The sequence below is a fragment of the Salmonella enterica subsp. diarizonae genome, assembly GCF_008692785.1.
In the GTDB taxonomy this organism is placed as follows: domain Bacteria; phylum Pseudomonadota; class Gammaproteobacteria; order Enterobacterales; family Enterobacteriaceae; genus Salmonella; species Salmonella diarizonae.
Genome location: NZ_VXJV01000008.1, coordinates 138895 through 155211 on the forward strand (window position 1 = coordinate 138895; position 16317 = coordinate 155211).

General features: G+C 45.8%; 7 protein-coding genes. 3 read left to right on the plus strand and 4 right to left on the minus strand.

Annotated elements, in window-relative coordinates:
• Positions 1-296 precede the first annotated feature (296 nt).
• Entirely contained in the window at positions 297-7751 is a 7455-nt protein-coding gene (locus F4V72_RS17345) for a putative adhesin (protein WP_150342484.1), read from the plus strand.
• Between the two features lie 94 nt (positions 7752-7845).
• Here F4V72_RS17345 and htpX read toward each other — a convergent pair whose 3' ends face one another.
• The 4 genes from htpX to F4V72_RS17370 all read right to left on the minus strand — a co-directional run bounded on the left by htpX (position 7846) and on the right by F4V72_RS17370 (position 12270).
• Positions 7846-8727 (minus strand): protease HtpX, encoded by an 882-nt coding sequence (gene htpX / locus F4V72_RS17355; protein WP_000984496.1) that lies wholly within the window; start codon positions 8725-8727, stop codon positions 7846-7848.
• Positions 8728-8920: 193 nt separating this feature from the next.
• Positions 8921-10969 carry a carboxy terminal-processing peptidase gene (prc, locus tag F4V72_RS17360; RefSeq protein WP_053507871.1) on the minus strand — a complete coding sequence of 683 codons (2049 nt, stop codon included), beginning with the start codon at positions 10967-10969 and terminating at the stop codon, positions 8921-8923.
• Between the two features lie 19 nt (positions 10970-10988).
• Complete coding sequence (gene proQ / locus F4V72_RS17365) at positions 10989-11675, minus strand: RNA chaperone ProQ (RefSeq protein WP_000431401.1); 687 nt, start codon at positions 11673-11675, stop codon at positions 10989-10991.
• A gap of 97 nt (positions 11676-11772) precedes the next feature.
• A complete protein-coding gene (locus tag F4V72_RS17370) occupies positions 11773-12270 on the minus strand; it encodes a GAF domain-containing protein (protein ID WP_001518229.1) in 498 nt (165 codons plus the stop codon).
• A 128-nt stretch (positions 12271-12398) separates the two neighbouring features.
• Here F4V72_RS17370 and yebS point away from each other — a divergent pair, with 128 nt between their 5' ends.
• Together yebS and F4V72_RS17380 are read left to right on the plus strand one after the other, a co-directional pair.
• Positions 12399-13682 carry a membrane integrity lipid transport subunit YebS gene (yebS, locus tag F4V72_RS17375; protein ID WP_023247729.1) on the plus strand — a complete coding sequence of 428 codons (1284 nt, stop codon included), beginning with the start codon at positions 12399-12401 and terminating at the stop codon, positions 13680-13682.
• Positions 13651-16284 (plus strand): PqiB family protein, encoded by a 2634-nt coding sequence (locus F4V72_RS17380; RefSeq protein WP_053507870.1) that lies wholly within the window; start codon positions 13651-13653, stop codon positions 16282-16284. The genes yebS and F4V72_RS17380 overlap by 32 nt, the downstream gene beginning before the upstream one ends.
• The last annotated feature ends 33 nt before the right edge of the window (positions 16285-16317 follow it).

Genomic DNA, 16317 nt, shown 5'->3' on the forward strand with positions numbered 1-16317 from the left:
CCGCCCTTAATCTAAAATAAGACGGGAATTAAAATTGTGTAATTACCTGTTAGTGATATGTTTATTCCACCAACGCAGACAGGCAATTATGGACGAAAATAAACTCAAAGCGCTCGCTGCTGAACTGGCTAAAGGACTTAAACCGAAGCCGACCTTAATCAGTGGTTGAAGGAAGTGCCGCATCAGCCGTCAGAAGACATTCAGTAAGCTAAGCAGTACAGAGGGCCCGCCAGCCACCTGCGGACTTTAGCTCACTAATATTAATATTGAAAATATCAATAAAAAGGTTTGAATACATGCCGCAAATAACCGCTATCAATAGTATTGAAAGTCAAAATGTAATGCATGGCGCCCCCTCCGCGATAACAGCACTTACTACAGAACAATTATTAATAAAAATAGATAATGTAAGGTTAGAAGAAAGACCTGCAATTCCAGTCTGCTACCGGCTGGCTGTGAATGCTGGCGTTGTCGCCGGGACGATATCCAAAGAAACAGAAGATATCCTTTCATCTATTCCTGGTAATTATTCTGAAAACTATCAAAAAATTATGGGGATTACTGTAGGGAATTACTTCATGCATATCAGCAAGGATCATATTGTCGACTCTGGAATAATAAATCTCAGGAATTTAAGAAGTGGTAAAATATTTCACACAGCCTATGTGCATAAAACTATAAATGGCGAAATTATATTTCTACATAATAATAATCTGACAATAGATGCAATATTAAACAAAGGGATGCATTCTCTCCCTTTACAAAAAGGGGGACTGAATGTTCATATATTAGATGACCAGAAACTTAGAAACCTACAGGATTATCTTAACCAAAACATTGGCTTTCACTTCATTACAACACGTGATTTGGAAACTAATTTAAAAAAAGAGTATGGCTTTAACCATCCCTGTAATTTGCCATGTGAGCATTTAACACATAATTCAGAGGGAGAAAAACTTTCATCAGAACAAATGATGGATGTTGATGTACCGGGGACATCGGCACAACAAGCTAATATCCCTACTATTGTATATGAATTCTCAGCACAGAATTTGCCGGAAAAACTCAGCGATATAAAACCTGACGATGACGATGACATATATACTTCATCTTCTTCCTCTTCTTCCTCTTCTTCCTCTTCGCCTTGCCCCTCTCCCCCTCGTGTTCCTGATGCAGAAGAAATAAGAAGGAAAGAAGAGCATAATAAACGGGTTCGCTGGTATCAACAAAAACGGTTTGCAGAACTCACTAAATTACATCCGGATCTGGCTAGTCATATCGTAACAGAAATGTTACCTACAGGTATTTTGTTGACTCGTGTTAAAAACAGCCCAACTGATATATTATTTGTTGATGTACATGGTACATACATGAATATGAAGTCTGGCACAATGCTGAAACCAGAAGCTATTGCTCGAGGTTTCACTAAGACAATAACTATACCTAAGAATTTAGAACTGAATTTTTTAGCACCACACGATACTATCCTTACAGAAGGACCTGGATCGAAGGATGGTAATCATGTTGGTATAACAGAAAGAGCATTAGGCGCTACCGGTAAATCTTGCCAGATTTATTCCAGGCTGGCAGCGCCTGATGCTATGAGACCCGGTATTGTTTACTCAGAATATAATGAAAAAACGGCGGGAACAAACGAAACAGGGAAAGTTGTGAATTATCTTTTGAGTTCTACTTCCGACGATGTGGATCAGACATTGTGCCAACTCTCTATTTTAGAAAACCGTATTAGTTGTCCTGATAAAATGGATATGCTGACTATTGCACCGAAAGTAGGTATTTTTGATGAAAAATATAAAGTAACAACCCTGGAGGAACTCTTAAGAGTGATCCAGATTACTAACCCTCAATATAAAAGGATAATCCTTGGCTCATGCCGAAGAAGTTATTTTTCACGTGATGATTCCATTTATGAGTATTCTCTTCAGACATCAGACTTACCAATTGACAGGCAGATGCCTATACGTGGAGATAATAAATCAGCTTTTATTGTTGAAGATTATAATATCCTACCCAATGATGATTTAATGTCAATACGAAATTATATCGATAGGGAAATCAGGAAAAATCTTGCATGGACTCCAGATGCAGGTGATTTTATTCCCCATGTGATGATGAAGTTACCAGATTTTCAGGAGACAGGCTTGCAACTTAATATATTTACGCCATCACTGGAGTCAGGTGAGTATAATCACTGCGTTAGTTACCCAGAAAATACAGAACAGTCTATCCGGCATGAAATAAACCTTATTAATTATGGCGACCACTATGATCTTTTGACTGCAGATAACAAAATAATTGATATTCCTCCTGGTGGAAATTGTTTTTATCATGCAATTTATAACGCATTAACGGCAGAGCAGAAAATCAAGATAACAGGTACGCCGTTCATTGATTTAGCTATCCAGAACTTAAGACATCGTATTGCCGATCAGATTCTTCGAGATCCATCTTTGTGGCATTTAATCCCCGGTTTACGCTCGTTCATCCCGGCTAATGATTCTCAAATGGATGAGGCTCAGCAGAACTTACCAACTCATTATACTGGTACTATCACCCGTAATGTTGGATATGAACATGATGAGGGTATTAAATTATCGATAAATAAGGTACAGCTAAAAAAACGACCGGCACACGATCAAAAAGTTAAAACTTTAACCAAACGTCTTCCTGAAGCCAAAAAATTGACATTACATGCTGCTTATGCCGGTAAACTTATGACAGAGACAGTGCTTGCTGAAGCCGAAAGAGATGGCATGCTGCCTGCCCGTGTCGATGGAATGATAAACGCAAAAGATATTTTAAGTCATTACCGGCAGCAATCACTGCGTTTAATGAACCAGGAATCTTTTGGCGTAACCGGATATGAAATAGCAAGACAGATGGAATCCAGACTGGAGAAACTAGACAGTGAGTTGTCTTATTTAGATCATGAGGGGAAGAGAGATGAGTACAATTTATTAGCCGCTTCACTTTTTGATATCCATCCTTATGATTTAAAAAAGATGGCGCGCGAATCTTTTCCACTGATGGATCGCTATTGCGAAATGTTGGATCGGGTTGTGACGAGTGGCAATCTCACGCCGGAGACGTTGCAACAATGTCTTGATGCATTGCTCCATCGTCATTCAGATGAAAAAATGCCATCAATTGTTACTACGCTTCTCATAGATGGTCATTTCTCAACCAATCATCGTGATGATTCCTTGCATGAATGGAAACCCCGGTTGTGGAGTGTCATGGTGCATACCGCTCAGGCATTGGATCCTGTAGAGGGTATAAACAATATCAGAAAAATATTACTATCCCGATTGTGGCACGATACATCAGTCGGCAAAATAGGTTTTTCATTCAGGCAGAAAAAAGTCAATGCCTATGAGAAAATATTTTCCTCTTCAGTTCACAAAGATTCATTTTCTGCAAATCTGCCGCCTCTTGAACTTCTGCCCTCTCGTGAAGAGTTAAGAGCAAGCAAAGCTGGACTGGAATGTGTCAGGTTAAATGATAAATATGCCAGAATAGCGTTCTGTGTCTTAACGCCCGTTGAAAATATGTCCCCCCTGTCAAAGACAGTTCGGGAACTGGCGCTCATCCCTGATGCTGAAACCCGGATGTCTAAGGTGGTAGGGTACCTACTTGATGCGGAAAATAGTCAGGATAAGGAAAAATTTAACTATTATATCAGACTATTGCTGCCTCCACTGATGAAGCCAGGAGCGTTATCAGGAATGGATGATAAATCAATGGCGCTTTATGCGAGTATTCTGGATACCGTGAGTCGAAGCGCGTTACTGGAACCGAAAATGGCAGAAAAAATTGTTCATACGTTGGTTAATCCGGATGAACTATTTTCTGTGATTCGTATCGCTTTACAGCGGAATTCTGCTCCCTGGATGCACTCAATATGGAGTGCATTGTACCATGCCACGAATAAATCGGAAAATATGACACTTGATAAGATAAAAGAAATTCTTTTATCCAATACCTATAGTAATGAAATGATTGGGTCGTTAAAGTCTATTCGAGGCCTTATCCATCCATATGGTTACAATGCTTATAAAACCATCTTCAGACGCCCTGTTTCTGACCATAAGAGACAACTACCACGACATTTTTTACCCGAACGGAGCCAAATATTACGATATAGCAATTCCACCAGGCTTCGTAATGAAATTGAACAGCATAAAAACGTCGCTCCGGATGTGACAACGTCTCAATACATATCTTTAGGGGCCTTGTTTTCACGTCTTTTTGCTGATGGGGATGTCAGAAAACCTCTGGCGAGTATTGAGCATAATAATATCCGAACGCCTCAAACGTTGGCTCAAAGTTTACAAGCGAGGAAAGAAAAGGAGCAATTGGCACTGAGTCAGTTTTATACTTCTGCTACACTGGTAAAAGAAAGCGATTGGCTCCGTAATGATATTATCTCAACTCAACGTAATTTGTTACGAACAGATCTTTTGCTAAATGATTTTTGGTCTGAAGAGATGCGCCAGTATGCACCATCATTGATTGGACGTATTTTGCATTGTAATATTATCATTAGTAATAATGACGTAGTACGTAGTGTTGGTGGAAATTATCAGGATAAAGTACAGCTCATTGAAACTGCTGAAGGATATATTCCTCAGCATGCTAAAGATACTGATTATAAGCCTGCACCATTTTTTACTGCTTTACTCTCGGCATTACCCGATAAGTTACATAGCGAATTAACAGATGCACTTCGCAAAAAGACAGGAAAAACTCTGGCCCATTTGAAACCTGAAGAACAGATCGCGAAGTTGCTCTCTGATTATATTGAAATAAATCCACAAGTAATAGATAAGCTAATTGAGGAAAGATCTGGTATTGATAATCATGAATTATCATATCTGGATGTATTGATGTCCAGAATTACCGGACAAAGCGAATCAAAACATGGCGATCTTGATTTTTACGAATTTCTTTATTTATCTACACGAATTTTCCATGTGGACAATAATGATATACAAGAAAAAATACTATCTGTCATGTTAAGAAAGGATATTATCCAGAAGATGTTGAGGTTAGAAAAAAATTATGGCGTGATGACAACATATCTTGGACTACTACAAGTTGCATCTAACAAAAATAAAATAAGTAGTGACGGCATCATGACTATTTTCAACTTTCTTGCTGATAAGAATTCGTTTTTTATTAAAAGAATTATCGATAGCAAAGATGGCGAGCAGCTTTTCAGTTCTTATGTTTCTCTGTTGGATTACGCCATCGATTTCATTGCGAAAAGTAAAACCAATACTGACGAGGAATTCAAACGTGTGGTTGGGGAGATGAAATCTCAACTTCGTCAGAAATGGCTGAATATGGATGTGTTTAAAAAACTTGTCAGTAAAAAACAGCGGCGTGATTATAAAAAATTCATCTCTCTGTTGCATCATCGTGAATTAACGCCTACCTCCATGGAGTTCGATTCTGAACAGAAAAAAAGACGTCTCGACTTCAGGAAAAAAGTGCTCAGGACGTCACACCGCATAAATAAGTCTATTCATATGGAGCCTGAAAATAGACAACCACACAGTACAGAGATAACCTCTCTGGGCTTATTACGATTTGCACAAAAATACTTCCATACCAGTATTATTGAGCCTGAGCGCATCTACAGGATTGAGCAAGAAGCTATCAGCATAGTTAAATCTGCAATTATTCAACAAGTTAAAAAAGAGGTAATAACAATCATCTCTCAGCAGTACCTTGATGCAGCGAATGATATATTGAGTCGTTACCCCGGTAATTTCGAAGCCATTGACCAGGCCGACAAATTACGTAACGAAGCTAAGAATCCATCTAAAGAGATCGTTGACAAAATTGCCAGTGAACTGGCGGAACAGTTTTTTAGGGAAAGAGAGCAGGATTATATTCCCGTTCTTCGGCAGATAATTTCCAGTCATGCGAATTTGCTTCCTTTTATGCAAACGTGGGATGAGCAAGAAGAACGGATGGTCGTTCCTCGTTATGCGAGTTATATTTCATCCAGCCCAGCATTCAACCTTTTAATTCAGGATGTTATCGTCGGTGATCATGCTTCTGAACACAAAGAGCCAATGATGCCCAACAGCGAACTTTCTGTTGAGGATTGTGCGAGAGTATCCAAATTAATTGATGCGAGTAAGGATGTATCGGGTATAAATGCAGATGGTCAATATACAACGGAGGAATTGTATATTGACCAGTATCGAAATAAAACAGGCCAGACTAATGCCTGGATTAGCAAAAATAAACGTCTCCGTCTTAATCATAAATATCCGCATACAAGAGATATTAAGATATTTTCCGACGAGAATATTTTTCCTGCACAAAGTGAACGAGCACAACAATCATTCAGTAAAACGCTAAAGAATAGTACGAGAAACAGTCTGGAAGATAGTGACCGAACTAAAATTACAGGAGAAACCGGAGGAATTCGTGTTCCAACAATTGTATCGCATGCAAATTCTCTGAACACAATGTCTCTACCTAATGGCATACAAAATAATGTTAATGCTTCGGTGGATACTGGAAATGAAAGAGTTAAAGTAACGAATTCTCTTGTAGAGAACCCTCTCACTACTGAAAAACTTAAACCTGACCTTTACTATTTACAACCTGTAGAGCATGAGCGAGAGTCCAGAGTGGCTCAAGCAGTTACTACCAATGGCGCGTTAAGTTATCACGCTATTTCATCCACGTATGCCATTGACAAAAAAGATGTAAAAAAATTACAAGACAAACCTTACTCTCCAGCTCTGATTAATGATAAAAAAATGAAAGAGAATGTTCTACCGATGTCTAAACCACAATCGTTTCAATATTTTCAATATGATAAATCAATAACTGAAAATGAGATTAAGAAAAAATTTGAAGTGGAGAGGAATAAAGCCCAAACGCCTAATTTTACTTTTGATGGATATGTTGAGGGTATAAACCAGAAATCTATCAACGAAAAAGCGTTAGTTAGAGACGCGATACAAAAATTAAATGCGGAATATATTGAATGGGAACGGGAAGTTAAAAATAATAGTATGGTATCTAACGATGCAGTGGAGACCAAAGCACATTATCAATGGAATGAACCTGCTCTTGGTAAAGAAGAGGTCCACATGAATAAAATTTTGAATGACACACATCTTTTGAATAAAGTACATAATACTGTAAAATTAAAATCGGAAAGTGAAAATAACGAAACCCACTCCCGTTGGGAAAGCAAAATAATTAGCGCTAATACGCTCACATCGCTTCCTGAAGATATCCGAAGCCGATATAAAGATGGCTTTAATTCTGCTATAAAACATATTGAAGACAGTGCTAAAGCTATTGTTGAAACATCGCAGTTTGCCACTATCATAAAGCATGAGGCCGCTCTGGTTGATGCGGTTACATTTTCAGATAAAATGCAATCTAAGGACTCAACAGATACTACGGTCATAAAAGCTAATAGTGAAATTCATGATGCAGTCGATGCGAAGCGAAGTGAAATAGAAGAAGAAAGGGCTGAAAAGCATGAGAAGGCCTTAGACAAGGCCAGGGAAGAAGAGAAGAAAATAGAGGAAGAGAAGGAAAAAGCACAGAAAGAGAAGGATGCTTATAAGGCGTTAAAAAATGAGGAAGATGAGGAAAAATTGAAGCGGATGCAAAACATGAAAGAACCGACACAGGCAGAAAAACGTGCTGCAGCACTCAAGCGTTTTGAGCTTGTACCGGATTCTGTGTAAATGCCTTTTCTCAGAAGTGACCGTCCAGGCGGTCACCGAACCCGATAAAAAAAGCGCGTCTGTCGACGCGCTTTCTCTTTTCATTTGCCGCAGATTACTTCAGGTATTCCCCACTGCGCAACGCTTCGATACGCTTATCTAACGGCGGGTGGGTCATAAACAGCTCACTTAACGATTTTGATTTACCGTTAATACAAAACGCCATCATGCTGGTCGCCTCTTGCGGCTCATAGCTGGTTTTCAGGCGCTGCAACGCGGCAATCATTTTTTCGCGACCAACCAGCTTCGCCGATCCCGCATCGGCATGGAACTCGCGATAACGGGAGAACCACATGGTAATAATACTCGCCAGAATACCGAAAACCAGTTCCAGCACCATCGCAACGGCGAAATAAATTAGCGGATTGCCGTTACTCCCTTCGCCCTCATCACGGTTGCCGCCCAGAAAGCCAGCAGCAATTTGCGCGATAATACGCGAAATAAAGATAACGAAGGTGTTTACCACCCCCTGAATCAACGTCATTGTCACCATATCGCCATTGGCAATATGGCTGATTTCATGGGCAATGACGGCTTCTGCTTCGTCAGGGCTCATGTTTTGCAACAGACCGGTACTCACAGCGACCAATGAGGCGTCACGGCGTGCGCCCGTCGCAAACGCGTTAATGTCCGGCGCATGGTAGATAGCAACCTGCGGCATGGCGATACCGGCCTGGCGCGCTTGCGTTGCTACGGTGTTCATCAACCAGCGTTCTCTTTCATTGCGAGGCTGTTCAATAACTTCCCCTCCTACGGATTTTAACGCCATCCATTTGGACATCAGCAATGAAATAAAAGAACCGCCAAAACCAAACAGCAGCGCCATGATCAGCAAGCCTTGTACGCTGCTCGACTGTATCCCCGTCAGGCTCAGAACCAGCCCGAAAACGACCATCACGGCCAGGTTCGTCAGCAGGAAGAGCGCGATTCGCATCATAATTTTCTTTTAACCTCAATTTAACAAAGCGCACTATGCGATTACCCACATCGTATGGGTCTTATGACTATTTTCAAGCATCATCAGGCTGTAAGTCACGAGAAAAACACAACTTTACATTTTGTAGCATTATACTGACGACTTTCTGCGCTTGTTAAAAAAAACAGGCACAATTTCTTGTGCCTGTTTAGCGTTACTTACTGGCTGCCGCCTGCTCTGTTGGTTTTTCTTTTTCAAGATGCGCCAGGTCCAGAGCAATCTTCACCGTTTCATCAAGGTACGGGTCTGGCTCCTGGTAATCCTTCGGCAGATCGTCCAGTTTCTTCAGCAACGGTTTACCCTCGCGTTTAAACCGATCATTGATACGCGCCAGACGCATAGCGTCTTCTTCATTGTTCTCTTTCTCACGCTGCGCATAATTCAGGGAGACAATGTTACGTTTATCCTTCATGGCATTGAAACGTGCGATATCCTTCATGATGTACTGGAACTCAGGATCTTTGGCGATACGCGCGTTGTGTTCTTTCAATAATTCCGGACCAAACGGAGTTAAATCACCCGATTTCGCGTACTTAGCCGCATCAATGCTATCCCACGGTAAGGCGTTATCTTCAAATTTTTCTCCGGTTTCCGTTTCTTCATTGCCTGTCGGCATGATGATATCCGGCGTGACCCCTTTGCGCTGCGTACTGCCGCCGTTGACACGGTAAAACTTCTGAATGGTGTACTGCACCGAGCCCAACGCAGGCCATTCCGGGCGAAGCATCTGATCGTAAATTCGATTTAACGAACGATATTGCTGTACCGTCCCTTTGCCGAAGGTCGGCTCACCGACAATCAGCGCGCGACCATAGTCCTGCATCGCGGCGGCGAAGATTTCCGATGCCGAGGCGCTGAAGCGATCGACCAGCACCACCAGCGGGCCTTTATAGTAGACCACGCCGTCGGTGTCGCTATCCTCACGCACCTTGCCGTTATTGTCGCGTACCTGCACTATCGGACCGGAAGGGATAAACAGACCGGAAAGCGAAACGGCTTCCGTCAGAGCCCCGCCACCGTTTGAACGCAGATCGATAACAATGCTGTTAACGTTCTGTTTTTCCAATTTCTGAAGCTGAATTTTGACATCATCGGTCAAGCCAACATAGAAGCCAGGAATATCCAGTACGCCAACTTTCTCTTTGCCAACGGTTTTCACCGACATTTTAACCGCGCGATCTTCAAGACGAATCCGTTCACGCGTCAGCGTAACAATACGGGTTTTCGTCCCTTTCCCAGCAGGCAGAATTTCCAGACGGACCTTACTGCCTTTTGGCCCTTTGATCAGCGCCACTACATCGTCAAGACGCCAGCCGATCACGTCGACCATCGGTTTTCCGGTCTGTCCTACGCCAACGATACGATCGCCGACGCTAATCGACTTGCTCTTCGCGGCCGGGCCGCCGGCAACCAATGAGTTAATGACGGTGTAATCGTCATCCATTTGCAGCACCGCGCCGATACCTTCCAGAGACAGACTCATTTCGGTATTAAACTGCTCGGTATTGCGGGGTGAAAGATAATTCGTATGCGGGTCGATTTCACGCGCAAAAGCGGTCATCGCCAGCGAGAACACATCTTCACTGTTAGTCTGCGCCAGACGGCGAATAGCAAATTTGTAGCGACGCGTCAGGGTTTCGCGAATTTCTTTGTCGCTCTTGCCAGTGAGTTTCAGACTAAGCTCATCGAATTTCACTTTCCCATCCCACAGCGCATTTAGCTCAGCCTCATCTTTCGGCCAGGGCGCTTTACTGCGGTCCAGGTTAAACGTATCGTTTCCGGTGAAATCCATTGGCCGTTCCAGCACTTTTAGCGCGTACTGGTAACGTTCAAACCGGCGCTTTTGCGCCAGATTGTAGAGATCGTAAAAAACATCCAGCTTACCCGTGCGCAGCTCATCGCCTAACACGGTTTTCTTTTTCGCAAACTGCTCGACATCGCTCGCCAACAAAACGTTATGGCTATAGTCGAGGAGATTCAGATAGCGATCAAAAATCTTTGCCGAAAATGCCTGATCCAGATCGAACTGGCGATAGTGGGAGCGGGTAAAACGCGACGTTACGCGCTCGCTCACCGTCGCATGTTGCGTCTCTTCCTTCAATACGGGAATTTGATCGGCTCGCGTAATATCTTCCACGGCGAAGGACTGACCTGCTAATGCAAGCAGGCCAGCTAACGCGGTAAGCCTAAAAAAAGTGTTCATGCCAGGCCTGGCCTCCGTTTCAGAACACCAGGTGTTCTGCGCGTACAATCAAAGACATACCCGAATTCAGCTGTACACGGACACCATCTTTGGTGATTTCTAATACGGTGGCATCCATCGCATTATTACCCGCTTTCACCTTGAGGGACTGCCCTACGGTCAATACTGAAATATCAGAAACCGGCGTGTGCTTCTCTTCGCGAGGCGCACGCGGCGCTTTCGTCGTCGGTTTATCAGCGCGAGGCTTACGTTCAGCGCCTTCTTTACGACGCGCTACCGGGCGAGGTTTACGCTCGCGTCGCGGCGCGTCTTCTTTTTCGCCTGCCGCCGCGGCAGCTTCGCGTTTTTTCGCTTGCTGCTCTGCGCGCTGCGCCTGAACCCGGGCTTTAGCTTCTTCAAGCTGCTTACGAGCATGTTCGACATGCTGTTCTTCCAGCTCGCCGCACGGATTGCCATCAAGATCGACGCGCGTTGCGCCTGGCTTAACGCCGTACAGGTAACGCCAGCTTGAAGTATAAAGACGTAAAGCGGAACGAAGTTGCGTTTTGCTGAGGTTCATTTCGCCCCCAACTCGCTCTACCAGATCCTGAAAAATACCAATTTTCAGCGGGCGAGCTTCGCCTTCCGCACTAAAACAGTGAGGAAAACGCTCGGCCAGAAACGCGATAACTTCTTTACTGCTATTCAACTTAGGTTGATTTTCCATGAAATTTCCTGATTACAACGGACGTAGCCAACAAGCCGCAGGCATGAACAGGCGTCATTATAATGACGCCATCAGTAATTGCTACGTTATCCGTTGATTATCCTGCGACGCTCGCAAAGAATTTTTTGTAATCCGTCGTTGCAAGCACGGTTTCAAGCTGTGCGACTAGCGTACGCAGGCCATGTTCATCTTCTTCGGTAAAACGGCCAAACGCCGTGCTATCTATATCCAGCACGCCGATAATCCGTTCGCCAACCGTGACAGGCAGCACAATTTCGGCGTTGCTGGCGGCATCACAGGCAATATGACCGTCAAACGCATGAACATCATCAATACGCTGAACCTTATTCTGCGCTACCGCTGCGCCGCACACGCCGCGACCAACCGGAATCCGCACACAGGCGATTCTCCCCTGAAACGGCCCCAACACCAGCGTATCACCTTCGAGGAGATAAAATCCTGCCCAGTTCACCTCAGTAAGGCGTTCGAACAGTAGCGCGCTGGTATTCGCCAGCGTGGCCAGAAAACTGGTTTCACCTGCCATTAACGACTGAAAATCACGGTTTAACGCCGCGTATAGCTCTGTTTTGCTCATTATATAATCACTTCGTGGTCTTACTCCTCAACACAGGCTATTAAAATAAGCATTAAATGCGTTCTTGCTCAAGATTATTCCTGTCATGAGTTAAGATTACATTATTCTAACACTTTGATTCACGATACATGGCTCTGAACACCTCACACGTCACGCCAACAAAAAAGCTAACGATCTGGTCAATTAGCGAAGCGCTGCCGCGCAGCCACTATCAGCGCTGCCCTGAATGCGACATGCTGTTCAGCTTACCGGAGATGAGCGCTCATCAAAGCGCTTATTGTCCTCGTTGCCAGGCCAAAATTCGCGATGGTCGCGACTGGTCGCTGACGCGGCTGACCGCGATGGCGGTAACCATGCTGTTACTGATGCCGTTTGCCTGGAGCGAGCCGCTACTCCACATCTACCTGTTGGGCGTACGCATTGATGCCAATGTTATGCACGGCATCTGGCAAATGACGCAGCAGGGCGATCCGTTAACCGCCGCAATGGTGCTCTTTTGCGTGGTGGGTGCGCCGCTTATTCTCGTTTTTTCAATCGCTTACCTGTGGTTTGGCAGCCTCCTCGGCATGAATCTGCGCCCGGTCCTGCTGATGCTGGAAAAACTGAAAGAGTGGGTGATGCTGGATATCTATCTGGTCGGTATTGGCGTTGCTTCTATCAAAGTACAGGACTATGCCTTTCTGCAGCCGGGCATCGGGCTTTTAGCGTTCGTCTCGTTGGTGGTTCTTAGCATTCTGACTATGATTCATCTGAATGTGGAGCAACTATGGGAACGATTTTATCCGCAGCGCCCTGCCCAACGTTCGGACGAAAGATTACGCGTCTGTCTTGGCTGCCACTTTAGCGGCTATCCGGATGCTAAAGGGCGCTGTCCGCGTTGCCATATTCCGCTACGGTTACGCAGAAAGCAGAGCGTGCAAAAGTGTTGGGCGGCATTGCTGGCGTCTATTGTCTTTTTGCTGCCGGCAAATCTGCTGCCTATCTCAGTGATTTATATTAATGGCGGGCGTCAGGAAGATACTATCCTGTCGGGTATTATGTCGCTCGCCAGCAGCAATATCGCCGTCGCCGCCGTGGTTTTTATCGCCAGTATTTTGGTGCCGTTTACCAAAGTCATCGTGATGTTTACGTTACTGCTGAGTATCCATTTCAAATGCGAACAGGGGCTGCGAACACGAATTTTGTTGCTGCGTCTGGTGACATGGATAGGCCGCTGGTCGATGCTGGATCTTTTCGTTATCTCGTTAACCATGTCTCTGATTAATCGCGATCAGATTCTGGCTTTTACAATGGGACCGGCTGCGTTTTATTTCGGCGCAGCGGTAATTTTGACTATTCTTGCAGTGGAATGGCTGGATAGCCGCTTACTTTGGGATGCACATGAGCCAGGAAACGCCCGCTTCGAAGACTGAAGCGCAAATTAAAACCAAACGCCGTATTTCACCTTTCTGGCTGCTGCCGCTTATCGCGCTAATGATCGCAGGGTGGTTAGTATGGGATAGCTACCAGGATCGCGGCAATAGCGTGACTATCGATTTTATGTCGGCGGACGGTATCGTACCGGGTCGTACTCCCGTTCGTTACCAGGGAGTAGAAGTCGGCACCGTGGAAGATGTCAGCCTGAGCAAAGATCTGCGCAAAATTGAAGTTCGCGTTAGCATCAAATCAGATATGGAGGATGCGTTGCGCGAAGAGACGCAATTCTGGTTGGTGACGCCCAAAGCCTCGCTGGCGGGCGTTTCCGGCCTGGATGCGCTGGTCGGCGGGAATTACATCGGTATGATGCCAGGTAAAGGTAAGCCCAGAGATCATTTCGTCGCCCTGGATACACAGCCTAAATACCGGCTTAGCAATGGCGATCTGATGATTCATCTCCATGCGCCGGATCTTGGTTCGCTCAATAGCGGTTCACTGGTCTATTTCCGTAAAATCCCTGTCGGACGGGTGTATGACTATTCGATTAACCCTAACAAACAGGGCGTCACGATTGACGTTCTGATTGAACGACGGTTTACCGATCTGGTGAAGAAAGGCAGCCGTTTCTGGAATGTCTCCGGCGTTGACGCCGATCTGAGCCTGAGCGGCGCGAAAGTGAAACTGGAAAGCCTCGCGGCCCTGGTCAATGGCGCGATTGCGTTTGACTCGCCGGACAATTCCAAACCCGCCGCCCAGGATGACACGTTCGGCTTATATAAAGATTTAGCCCATAGCCAACGAGGGGTAATAGTTAAACTTGAGCTACCCAGCGGGGACGGACTGAAAGCGGAATCTACGCCGCTAATGTACCAGGGACTGGAGGTGGGAGAGCTTTCTAAACTGACGCTCAACCCTGGCGGTAAAGTTACCGGAGAGATGACCGTCGATCCCAGCGTTGTTCCGCTGATGCGGGAAAATACGCGTATTGAGTTACGCAATCCCAGGCTGTCGCTAAGCGACGCGAATATCAGTTCGTTGTTAACCGGAAAAACCTTCGAGCTGGTGCCGGGCGACGGCGAACCGCGCAGTGAATTTATGGTAGTGCCGGGTGAAGAAGCCTTACTGCATGAGGCGAATGCCTTAATCCTGACGCTGACGGCCCCGGAAAGCTACGGCATCGAACCGGGACAGCCGTTAATTTTACATGGCGTAAAAATTGGCCAGATCATTGAGCGCAACTTATCCAGTAAAGGGGTGTCATTCACCGTCGCGATTGAACCGCAGCACCGGGATTTGGTACAGGGCGACAGTAAATTCGTGGTCAACAGCCGGGTGGATGTCAAAGTCGGCCTTGACGGCGTAGAGTTTCTCGGTGCCAGCGCCAGCGAGTGGATTGACGGCGGGATTCGCATTTTGCCAGGTACAGGCGGGAAGATGAAATCCACCTACCCGCTCTATGCTAACCTGGAGAAAGCGCTGGAAAATAGCCTCAGTGACTTACCCACTACCACCCTGACGCTGACTGCCGAAACATTGCCGGATGTTCAGGCCGGTTCCGTCGTGCTGTATCGAAAATTTGAAGTAGGCGAAGTCATCACTGTCCGACCACGCGCCAATACCTTTGACATCGACCTGCATATTAAGCCGGAGTATCGCCACCTGTTGACCAGCAATAGTGTGTTCTGGGCGGAAGGCGGCGCGAAGGTGCAACTTAACGGTAGCGGCCTAACGGTGCAGGCCTCTCCACTCTCTCGCGCGCTGAAAGGCGCCATTAGTTTTGATAACCTGAGCGGCGCCAGCGCCAGTCGGCGCAAAGGCGATAAACGTATTCTTTATGCTTCAGAAACTTCCGCCCGCGCAGTAGGCGGACAAATTACGCTGCACGCGTTCGACGCCGGAAAACTGGCGGAGGGAATGCCAATTCGTTACCTCGGTATCGATATCGGTCAGATCCAGACGCTGGAATTGATCACCGCGCGTAATGAAGTGCAGGCAAAAGCCGTACTTTATCCGGAGTACGTACAGACATTTGCCCGCGCCGGGACGCGTTTTTCCGTTATTACGCCACAAATTTCTGCGGCGGGCGTCGAGCATCTGGATACGATTCTCCAGCCCTATATTAACGTTGAGCCAGGACGCGGCGCGGCGCGGCGCGACTTTGAGCTACAGGAAGCGACCATCACCGACTCGCGCTACCTGGATGGATTAAGCATCGTCGTGGAGGCGTCAGAAGCAGGCTCGCTTAATATCGGCACACCGGTTCTGTTCCGCGGTATCGAAGTGGGAACCGTCACCGGAATGTCCCTGGGGTCGCTCTCCGATCGCGTGATGATCACCCTGCGCATCAGTAAGCGTTACCAACATCTGGTGCGCAATAATTCCGTGTTCTGGCTCGCCTCCGGCTATAGTCTCGACTTTGGTCTGACAGGCGGCGTGGTGAAAACAGGGACATTTAATCAATTCATCCGCGGTGGTATCGCCTTCGCCACTCCGCCAGGTACGCCGCTGGCGCCGAAAGCGCAGGCCGGTAAGCACTTCCTGTTACAAGAGAGCGAACCGAAAGAGTGGCGTGAATGGGGCACCGCCCTGCCACGTTAAACACCAGGCTCCGGCGTACTCGCGCCGGAGCGT

Coding starts and splice junctions, on each gene's coding strand:
- F4V72_RS17370 (WP_001518229.1), bottom strand. CDS start 12,270: ATGAGCAAAACAGAGCTATACGCGGCGTTAAACCGTGATTTTCAGTCG.
- yebS (WP_023247729.1), top strand. CDS start 12,399: ATGGCTCTGAACACCTCACACGTCACGCCAACAAAAAAGCTAACGATC.
- prc (WP_053507871.1), bottom strand. CDS start 10,969: ATGAACACTTTTTTTAGGCTTACCGCGTTAGCTGGCCTGCTTGCATTA.
- proQ (WP_000431401.1), bottom strand. CDS start 11,675: ATGGAAAATCAACCTAAGTTGAATAGCAGTAAAGAAGTTATCGCGTTT.
- F4V72_RS17380 (WP_053507870.1), top strand. CDS start 13,651: ATGAGCCAGGAAACGCCCGCTTCGAAGACTGAAGCGCAAATTAAAACC.
- htpX (WP_000984496.1), bottom strand. CDS start 8,727: ATGATGCGAATCGCGCTCTTCCTGCTGACGAACCTGGCCGTGATGGTC.
- F4V72_RS17345 (WP_150342484.1), top strand. CDS start 297: ATGCCGCAAATAACCGCTATCAATAGTATTGAAAGTCAAAATGTAATG.